Source organism: Streptomyces sp. CBMA29, from assembly GCF_014596445.1.
GTDB lineage: Bacteria > Actinomycetota > Actinomycetes > Streptomycetales > Streptomycetaceae > Actinacidiphila.
Genome location: NZ_MECL01000203.1, coordinates 1 through 8,272 on the forward strand (window position 1 = coordinate 1; position 8,272 = coordinate 8,272).

9 protein-coding genes and 1 riboswitch are annotated in these 8,272 nt (G+C 72.4%); of the genes, 7 read left to right on the forward strand and 2 right to left on the reverse strand.

The window, feature by feature from the left end:
- A partial coding sequence (locus BGM09_RS27145) for an FAD/NAD(P)-binding oxidoreductase (protein ID WP_317452912.1) occupies positions 1 to 684 on the reverse strand: 684 nt, incomplete at its 3' end.
- A gap of 79 nt (positions 685 to 763) precedes the next feature.
- Positions 764 to 876: riboswitch (TPP riboswitch) on the forward strand.
- Between BGM09_RS27145 and thiO the strand changes: the two genes are divergently transcribed.
- The 6 genes from thiO to BGM09_RS27175 all read left to right on the forward strand — a co-directional run bounded on the left by thiO (position 872) and on the right by BGM09_RS27175 (position 6,893).
- Positions 872 to 2,131, forward strand: a complete 1,260-nt coding sequence (gene thiO, locus BGM09_RS27150; RefSeq protein ID WP_188284339.1) for a glycine oxidase ThiO — start codon at positions 872 to 874, stop codon at positions 2,129 to 2,131. Its footprint overlaps the riboswitch before it by 5 nt.
- Positions 2,128 to 2,334: a sulfur carrier protein ThiS gene (gene thiS / locus BGM09_RS27155; RefSeq protein WP_188284340.1), complete on the forward strand. Its 207-nt coding sequence runs from the start codon at positions 2,128 to 2,130 to the stop codon at positions 2,332 to 2,334. Before thiO ends, thiS begins: the two co-directional genes overlap by 4 nt.
- Before the next feature lie 3 nt (positions 2,335 to 2,337).
- Positions 2,338 to 3,150, forward strand: coding sequence for a thiazole synthase (locus BGM09_RS27160; RefSeq protein ID WP_188284341.1), 813 nt, complete (start codon positions 2,338 to 2,340; stop codon positions 3,148 to 3,150).
- Positions 3,151 to 3,429: 279 nt separating this feature from the next.
- Positions 3,430 to 5,421: a Stk1 family PASTA domain-containing Ser/Thr kinase gene (pknB, locus tag BGM09_RS27165; protein WP_188284342.1), complete on the forward strand. Its 1,992-nt coding sequence runs from the start codon at positions 3,430 to 3,432 to the stop codon at positions 5,419 to 5,421.
- 40 nt (positions 5,422 to 5,461) lie between these two features.
- The gene (locus BGM09_RS27170; protein ID WP_188284343.1) at positions 5,462 to 6,319 is read left to right on the forward strand and encodes a deoxyribonuclease IV; all 858 of its coding nucleotides are present in this window, start codon (positions 5,462 to 5,464) and stop codon (positions 6,317 to 6,319) included.
- A gap of 91 nt (positions 6,320 to 6,410) precedes the next feature.
- The gene (locus BGM09_RS27175) at positions 6,411 to 6,893 is read left to right on the forward strand and encodes a DUF4396 domain-containing protein (RefSeq protein ID WP_188284344.1); all 483 of its coding nucleotides are present in this window, start codon (positions 6,411 to 6,413) and stop codon (positions 6,891 to 6,893) included.
- A gap of 11 nt (positions 6,894 to 6,904) precedes the next feature.
- Here the strand turns inward: BGM09_RS27175 and BGM09_RS27180 are convergent, their stop codons facing one another.
- Positions 6,905 to 7,519 (reverse strand): sulfite oxidase-like oxidoreductase, encoded by a 615-nt coding sequence (locus BGM09_RS27180; protein ID WP_188284345.1) that lies wholly within the window; start codon positions 7,517 to 7,519, stop codon positions 6,905 to 6,907.
- Positions 7,520 to 7,678: 159 nt separating this feature from the next.
- Between BGM09_RS27180 and bfr the strand changes: the two genes are divergently transcribed.
- Positions 7,679 to 8,158 carry a bacterioferritin gene (bfr, locus tag BGM09_RS27185; protein WP_188284346.1) on the forward strand — a complete coding sequence of 160 codons (480 nt, stop codon included), beginning with the start codon at positions 7,679 to 7,681 and terminating at the stop codon, positions 8,156 to 8,158.
- Positions 8,159 to 8,272: the final 114 nt, after the last annotated feature.

Below are 8,272 nucleotides of genomic sequence, written 5' to 3' on the forward strand. Positions count from 1 at the left end.
GACCACGACGGCCGCGGCGGGCAGCCGGGCGCCGTCGGCGAGCACCACGGCGCCGGGTTCGACCTCGGCGACCGGGGTGCCGGTCAGCAGCCGTACTCCGGCGTCGGCGTACCAGGCCCGCATGTGGCCGGTGATGGTGGCGGGCAGCGCGCCGGACAGCGGCCGGTCCGCGGCCTCCACGACGGTCACCTCGCAGCCCGCCTGCCGCGCCGCGGTGGCGAATTCGGCGCCGATCCAGCCCGCGCCGACCACCACGACGTCCTTGCGGGCGTCCAGCACCGGGCGCAGCGCCGCCGCGTCGTCCAGGGTGCGCAGCAGGTGGACGCCGGGCAGGCCCGCCGTGCCGGGCAGCGCCACCGGGTAGGCGCCGGTCGCGACGACGAGACGGCCGTAGCGCAGGCCGCCCTTGTCCGTGACGACCTCGTGGTCCCCGGGGCGCAGCCCCTGCGCCCTTACGCCCAGGCGCAGATCCACGTCCAGGGCGTCGAAGTCGATGTCGAAGCGGACGTCGGTGTCCTTGCCCGCCGTGCCGAGCAGGACCGCCTTCGACAGCGGCGGGCGGTCGTACGGAGGGTGCGGCTCGTCGCCGACCAGCACGATGCCGTCCCGCCAGCCCTGCTCGCGCAGGCAGACCGCCGTCTGCACCCCGGCCATCCCGGCCCCGACAATCACGACGTCGTTCACATGGTTCACGGTAGTCGGTACGGGCCGCCGACGACGCCGGGCCGCCCCCGGGCACCGGGCGGGGATAAGGTGTCGGGGCCAGAGAACACGCGGGAGCCCGGACGCACCGGGCTGAGAGGGCGGCTGGACGGCCGCCGACCGTACGAACCTGATCCGGGTCATTCCGGCGAAGGGAGGGCGGTATTCGATGGGTACGTCGAAGAGCGGCACGCCGGGGAGCGCGTCGCGGGGCAGCACGTCCCACGGAGGCACGTCGTACGACGTCCTGGTGGTGGGCGGCGGCATCATCGGTCTGGTCACCGCCTGGCGGGCGGCGCAGCGCGGCCTGCGGACCGCCGTGGCCGACCCGGAGCCCGGCGGCGGCGCGGCGCGGGTGGCGGCGGGCATGCTGGCCGCGGTCACCGAATCGCAGTACGGGGAGCAGACGCTGCTCGACCTCAATCTGGCGTCGGCGCGCCGATACCCGGATTTCGTGGCCGAGTTGACCGAGGCGACCGGCCTCGACGTCGGCTTCCGCGCCTGCGGCACCCTGACCGTCGCGCTGGACGCCGACGACCGCGCGCACCTGCGCGACCTGCACGCCTTCCAGACCTCGCTGGGCCTGCCCTCGGAGTGGCTGAGCGGCCGGGACTGCCGCCGCCTCGAACCGCTGCTCGCCCCCGGTGTCCGCGGCGGACTGCGGGTGGACGGCGACCACCAGGTCGACCCGCGCCGTCTCGCCACGGCGCTGCTGCGGGCCGCGGAACTGGCCGGCGTGGTCCTGCACCGCTCGGCGGTGGCCCGCGTCGAGGTCTCGGGCGGCCGGGCCGTCGGCGCGCTCCTCGACGACGGTACGACGGTCACGGCCGGTCGTACGGTGCTGGCCGCGGGCAGTCACAGCGGCCGGATCGCGGGCGTGCCCGAGGCCGCGCTGCCGCCGGTACGGCCGGTGAAGGGGCAGATCCTGCGGCTGCGCATCCCGCCGGGCCACGCGCCGTTCCTGTCCCGTACGGTCCGGGCGGTGGTGCGCGGCAGCCACGTGTATCTGGTGCCGCGCGAGAACGGGGAGCTGGTACTCGGCGCGACCAGCGAGGAGTTCGGCTGGGACACCACGGTGACCGCGGGCGGCGTCTACGAACTCCTGCGGGATGCCCACGAGTTGGTGCCCGGCATCACCGAACTGCCGCTCACCGAGACCCTGGCGGGCCTGCGGCCGGGGTCCCCCGACAACGCCCCGATCCTCGGCCGCGGCGCCCTGGACGGTCTGCTGCTGGCCACCGGCCACCACCGCAACGGCGTGCTGCTCACCCCGATCACCGGCGACATCATGGCGGAGGCGCTGGTCACCGGCGAACTGCCCGGGTACGCGCGGCCGTTCGCCGCCTCCCGCTTCGCCGCCGCCCCGGTACCCGTTTTCCCGCTACCCGCTCCTCCGGCCGCCGCCGCGCGCGAGGAGCAGACCGTATGACCATCACGGTCCTGGTGAACGGCGAGCGCCGCTCCCTGCCCGCCCCCCTCGCCCTCGACGCCCTGGTCGCCGACCTCACCCCGGCCGCCTCCGGCGTGGCCGCCGCCCTCAACGAGACGGTCGTCCCCCGCACCCGCTGGGCGGCGACACCGCTGTCGGACGGCGACAGGGTGGAGATTCTCACCGCCGTGCAGGGAGGCTGAGGGATGACGACTTCCGCTGTCGATGTCAGCGATCCGTTGCGGATCGGGGACGCCGTCTTCTCCTCGCGGCTGATCATGGGGACCGGCGGGGCGCCGAGCCTGGAGGTGCTGGAACAGGCGCTGCTCGCGTCCGGTACGGAGCTGACCACCGTCGCCATGCGGCGGCTCGACCCCACGACGAAGGGGTCGGTGCTCTCGGTGCTGCGGCGGCACGGCATCCGTGTGCTGCCCAACACGGCCGGGTGCTTCACGGCCGGTGAGGCCGTGCTGACCGCGCGGCTGGCGCGCGAAGCCCTCGGCACCGACTGGGTGAAGCTGGAAGTCATCGCGGACGAGCGGACGTTGCTGCCCGATCCGGTCGAACTCCTCGACGCCGCTGAGACGTTGGTGGACGACGGCTTCACGGTGCTGCCGTACACCAGCGACGATCCGGTGCTGGCGCGGAAGCTGGAGGATGTGGGGTGCGCGGCGATCATGCCGCTGGGGTCGCCGATCGGGTCGGGGCTCGGGATCCGCAACCCGCACAATTTTCAGCTCATCACCGAGCGGGCCGGTGTCCCCGTCGTCCTCGACGCCGGGGCGGGGACGGCGTCCGACGCCGCGCTCGCCATGGAACTCGGGTGCGCCGCCGTCATGTTGGCCTCGGCCGTCACGCGCGCGCGGCAGCCGGTTCTCATGGCCGAGGCCATGCGCCACGCCGTTTCGGCCGGGCGCCTGGCCTTTCGTGCCGGGCGTATCCCCCGCCGCCACTTCGCCCTCCCCTCCTCCCCGCCCGAAGGTCTCCCCTCCCTGGACCCCGAACGCCCCGCCTTCTAGCCCCGGGCCCCGCGTCCACTGTGCGCAAGTGGGTGCCCCGTCAGGGGCGCGGGGAACTGCGCGCCGCTAAAAGCACGTGGCCGGCGCCCGGCGAAGCACCTGCCCAAGAGCCGCGCCCTAGAAAAGTTCGGCGCTCCGCCATGCGCAAGGCGGGCGTGCAGGGCCGCGCACGGGCAAGGGGACGGGAGGTCACGGAAGCGTTGCGGCACGCAACAGGTGGGGTACAGACCGGGCGCGCAGCGCCGTTCGGGGCATTCCGGCCTCGTAGAATCGGCGATCGTGGACACGACCGTGCAGGACCCGCTCGTCGGGCAGACGCTCGACCGCCGTTACCGGGTCGAGGCGCGCATCGCTGTCGGGGGGATGGCCACGGTCTACAGGGCCGTGGACACCCGCCTCGACCGGGTGCTCGCGCTCAAGGTGATGCACCCGGCCCTGGCGACCGACACCGGCTTCGTCGAACGCTTCATCCGCGAGGCCAAAGCCGTGGCCAAGCTGGCGCACCCGAATGTCGTCGGGATGTTCGACCAGGGCGCCGACGGCACCTACGTGTATCTGGCCATGGAGTACGTGGCCGGCTGCACGCTGCGTGACGTGCTGCGCGAGCGCGGGGCGCTCCAGCCGCGGGCGGCGCTGGACATCATGGAACCGGTGCTGGCGGCGCTCGGCGCCGCGCACCGCGCGGGCCTGGTCCACCGCGACATGAAGCCGGAGAATGTGCTGATCGGGGACGACGGCCGCGTGAAGGTCGCCGACTTCGGCCTGGTCAGGGCGGTGGACACCCAGACCAGCGCGTCGACAGGTTCGCTGCTCGGCACCGTCTCGTACCTCGCCCCCGAGCAGATCGGGCACGGCGTGGTCGACCAGCGCACGGATGTGTACGCGTGCGGGGTCGTGCTGTACGAGACGCTGACCGGCCGCAAGCCGTACGGCGGGACGACGCCCGCGCAGGTGATGTTCCAGCACCTCAACGAGGACGTGCCCGCCCCGTCCGGGGTCGTCGCCGGTCTGGCGCCCGCGCTGGACGCGCTGGTGGCGCGGGCCACCTGCCGTGACCCGCGGGGCAGGCCCGCGGACGCCGTGGACCTGCTGGCCGAGGTGCGCGACGTGCGGGCGGCGCTGACCCCGGCGCAGCTGGACTGCGAGCCCGCGGACACCATCGGCGAGATGAGCGGCGCCGGGTCCGAGGACCCGACCAGCGTCGTCCACCGCTATCCGTCGGCGGCCTTCGCGTCGGAGTCGATGCCCGCGCCCGCGCCGCCCGTACCGACGGCGGTGGCCGACCACGGCGAGCTGAACCGTACGAGCAGGCTGCTGCTGCCGCCCCCGCCGCCCGAGGAGCCGCCCGCCGGTCCTCGGCAGCCGCGGCGGCGGGGACGCGGGGACGGCGCGCCGCGGCGGCGCGGGCCGCTGGCGGTGGTGCTGGCGCTGCTCGTGCTGCTCGGGGTCGGCGCGGGGGTCTGGTACATCAGCGACGGGCAGTTCACGAAGGTGCCCGCGGTGCTGGCGCTGTCGCAGGCCGACGCGGAGAAGAAGCTGGACGCGGCGGGGCTGCGCGCGAAGACGACGCAGGACTTCTCGATCACGGTGCCGCGCGGCAAGGTGATCTCGACTGATCCGGGTCCCGGCAAGCGCATCCGGGACAACGGCACGGTGACCCTGAAGGTCTCCAGGGGTCCGCAGCAGGTCCAGGTGCCCGACGTACGGGGCAAGCCGCTGGAGACCGCGCGCAAGGAGCTGAAGGACGCCGGTCTGACGCCCGGCACGGTGGCCCAGGAGTTCAGCGAGGACGTGCCCCGCGGCCAGGTGATCTCCACCGATCCCGCGGGCGGCATCCGGCGGGCGCCCGACACACCGGTGGCGGTCAAGGTGTCGCGCGGTGCGCCGGTCGACGTGCCGGACGTGATCGGCGACTCGGTCACCGACGCGCAGCAGCAGCTCGAGGACGCCGGGCTGAAGGTCGTCCTGGCACCGGACAAGGTGTTCTCCGACGTCGCGGACGAGGACAAGGTCGCGCTGGCGTCCCCCGAGGTGGGAACGGAGGTCGGCACCGGCGACACGGTGACGATCACGGTGTCCAAGGGCCAGCAGCAGTTCGACGTGCCGAGCGTGACGGGCAAGAAGAAGGACGAGGCCAAGCAGATCCTCCAGGACGCGGGCTTCGACGTCCGGGTGATCACCGTGTTCTTCGGCGACACCGTCTTCAGCCAGTCCCCCGACGGCGGCGGGCAGGCGCCCAAGGGCGCGACGATCACCATCTGGGTGCGCTGATGCGCGTGGTGACGGACGCGCCGACGGGTGCGGCGGGCTGATGAGGTCGCGCAATCCGGTGGGCAGCCATGTGCCGGTGGCCGGCGGGCTGGCCACCGTGGGCCTGGGGTACGCGGAGCGGATCGGCGCGGAGACCGTGCAGGTCTTCGCGGCCAATCCGCGCGGCTGGGCGACCCCGCCCGGCAGTCCCGCCCAGGACGAGCAGTTCCGGGCGCGCTGCGCGGAACTGGACCTGCCCGCGTACGTGCACGCGCCGTATCTGATCAACTTCGGCTCGCACACCGAGGCGACGGCGGACCGCTCGGTGGAGTCGCTGCGGCACTCGCTGCGCCGGGCGCGGGCGATCGGCGCGCTGGGCGTGGTGGTGCACACCGGCTCGGCGACCGGCGGCAGGACCCGCGAGGTGGCGCTGGCGCAGGTGCGCGAGCGGGTACGGCCGCTGCTGGACGAGCTGACGCACGACGACGACCCGTGGCTGCTGCTGGAACCGACGGCGGGGCAGGGCTCCTCGCTGTGCTCGCTGGTCGCGGACCTGGGCCCGTACATGGAGGCGCTCGACCGGCATCCCCGGCTCGGGGTGTGCCTGGACACCTGTCACGCCTTCGCGGCCGGGCACGACATGGCGGCGCCCGGCGGGATGGCGGCGATGCTGGACGAGCTGACGGCGACGGCGGGCGAGGGGCGGCTGCGGCTGATACACGCCAACGGGAGCAAGGATGTGTGCGGCGCACGCAAGGACCGGCACGCGAACATCGACGCGGGCCATCTGGGCGCGGAGCCGTTCCGCGAGCTGCTGCGGCATCCCGCGACGGAGGGTGTGCCACTGGTCATCGAGACGCCGGGCGGCCCTGAGGGGCACGCGTCGGACGTGAAGCTGCTGAAAGAACTCCGGGCGTAGCCGCATCCCGCCGTCAGGAATACCCCCCAGGGGTATGTGGTTGTGGTGGTCGCAAGGCACCGCACGCACTACCGGAGAGCGGGGACATCCGATGTCGTACGAACACGCGGCCCACGAGCGGACACAAGGCGGGGCCGGGGCGGGCTGGCGAACGGCCGCCCAGGCGACCCTGCACTGCCTCACCGGCTGCGCCATCGGCGAGGTCCTCGGCATGCTGATCGGTACGGCGCTCGGCTGGGACAATGTGCGGACGATGCTGCTGGCGATCGCGCTGGCCTTTGTCTTCGGCTACTCGCTCACCATGCGCGGCGTGCTGCGCGCGGGCCTGGACCCGCGCTCCGCGCTGCGGGTGGCGCTCGCCGCCGACACCGTGTCGATCATCTTCATGGAGCTGGCCGACAACGGCACGATCCTGGTCTTCCCCGGCGCCATGGACGCGACCCTGGCCGACGCCCTGTTCTGGGTGAGCCTGGCGCTCTCCTTCGCGGTGGCCTTCGCCGTCACGACTCCGGTCAACAAGTGGCTGATCGGGCGGGGCAAGGGACACGCGGTGGTGCACCGGTACCACCACTGAGCCGCCAGCGGCTACAGCTCGGGCCCGTCGCCGGGCTCCTCCTGGTACGAGTAGCGCTGCTCGCTCCACGGGTCACCGAGGTTGTGATAGCCGCGCTCCTCCCAGAAGCCGCGGCGGTCCGCCGTCATGTACTCCACCCCGCGGACCCATTTGGGCCCCTTCCAGGCGTAGAGGCCCGGGACGACGAGGCGGACCGGAAATCCGTGTTCCGCGGTGAGGGGTTCGCCGCCCTTATGGGTCGCGAATATCGACTTGTCGTCGACGAAGTCCTCGATCCGCAGATTCGAGCTGAATCCGTATTCGGCCCACACCATCACATGTGTGACGTCGTCGGCGGGCGGCGCCAGCTTCAGCACGGTATCGGTGGAAACCCCGCCCCATTCGATGCCGAGCATCGAGAACTTCGTGACGCAGTGGAAGTCGGCGACGACCGTGGCATACGGCAGCGCGGAGAACTCCTCGTGGTTCCAGCAGGTCTTGTCGTTGTCGGCGGTCGCGCCGAAGACCCGGAACTCCCAGCGGTCCGCGGTGAAACGGGGTACGGGGCCGTAGTGCGTGACCGGCCAGCCCCGCTGGATCCGCTGCCCCGGAGGAAGCTCCCCCGTCTGGCGTTCGGACTGACCCATGTCTCCATGGTGACAGACCGGGCGTGATGCTTCCGACCGGGCGGGGCCTTTCCGGGCAAGCCGGACCTCGGAACGTAAGCCTGCACTTACTGGATCAGATGCCTGAGCAGTGCGAAGATGCGCGGAACCTGACAGCCCGATCGGAAGGACGGCGTTGCCATGCAGGGCGACCCCGAGGTCATCGAGTTCCTCAACGAACAGTTGACCGCTGAGCTGACCGCGATCAACCAGTACTTCCTGCACGCGAAGATGCAGGAGAACTTCGGCTGGACGAAGCTCGCGAAGTACACCCGGTCGGAGTCGTTCGACGAGATGAAGCACGCGGAGATCCTGACCGACAGGATTCTCTTCCTCGACGGGCTGCCGAACTACCAGCGGCTCTTCCATGTCCGGGTGGGCCAGACGGTCACCGAGATGTTCCAGGCGGACCGCCAGGTCGAGGTCGAGGCGATCGACCGCCTCCGGCGCGGCATCGAGGTCATGCGCGCCAAGGGCGACATCACCTCGGCGAACATCTTCGAGTCGATCCTGGAGGACGAGGAGCACCACATCGACTACCTCGACACCCAGCTCGAACTGGTCGAGAAGCTGGGCGAGCCGCTGTACATCGCGCAGCTCATCGAGCAGCCCGAGTCCTGACGGCCGGTCCCGCCGACCCGCGCGCCGCGGTCCCGTAGCCGCGCTTCGCGGCCCCGCTCAGGCCGCCTGCGCGGCGGCGGACGGCTCGTCCGCGCCGGGCACGGGCACGGCGGT